Origin of the sequence: Streptomyces sp. DH12, assembly GCF_020873895.1 — a bacterium.
Classification (GTDB): Bacteria; Actinomycetota; Actinomycetes; order Streptomycetales; family Streptomycetaceae; genus Streptomyces.
Window position 1 is genome coordinate 1 of sequence record NZ_JAHWGT010000976.1, and the last position, 462, is coordinate 462.

The 462-nt window shown below is 71.4% G+C and carries 1 protein-coding gene and 1 pseudogene; one reads left to right on the top strand and one right to left on the bottom strand.

Annotated elements, in window-relative coordinates:
- Window positions 1-149 (top strand): annotated as a pseudogene (locus tag LPA54_RS38070) (metal-dependent hydrolase); the annotation flags it as partial.
- Between the two features lie 29 nt (window positions 150-178).
- On the opposite strand, the gene LPA54_RS38075 reads toward LPA54_RS38070, so the two are convergent.
- Entirely contained in the window at window positions 179-433 is a 255-nt protein-coding gene (locus LPA54_RS38075) for a type B 50S ribosomal protein L31 (RefSeq protein ID WP_093765088.1), read from the bottom strand.
- Window positions 434-462 lie beyond the last annotated feature (29 nt).

Genomic DNA, 462 nt, shown 5'->3' on the forward strand with positions numbered 1-462 from the left:
TACCCGTGGGCCGTAAGCGGTGGTACCCGATCGGCCCGCCGAAGGCGCTGCGGTTCCGCGCCGGCAGCTGGGTGGAGCTGAGGGTGCTGATGCCGGCGTTCATGCTGCTGGGCGGGGTGGGCTGCGCGGCGGCGCTGAACGTCATATAGGCGAGGTGGGGCGGACGGGAGGGCGTCGGTCAGCCGCCGCCTTCGCCGCCGTAGCGGCGCTCGAAGCGGGCGATGCGGCCCTCGGTGTCCACGGTCCTGGCCTTGCCCGTGTAGAACGGGTGGCTCTCCGAGGAGATCTCCACGTCCACCACCGGGTAGGTCTCGCCGTCGTCCCACTCGATGGTCTGCTCGCTGGACGCGGTGGACCGGGTGAGGAAGGCGTATCCGGCGGCCCGGTCGCGGAAGACGACCGGACGGTACTCGGGGTGCTTGTCCTTCTGCATGGGTGCTCCTCGGGCGGCTGGGTTCCGCG

Bases quoted from the DNA above. Each gene is read 5' to 3' on its own strand.
- LPA54_RS38075 (WP_093765088.1), bottom strand. From the start codon at position 433: ATGCAGAAGGACAAGCACCCCGAGTACCGTCCGGTCGTCTTCCGCGAC.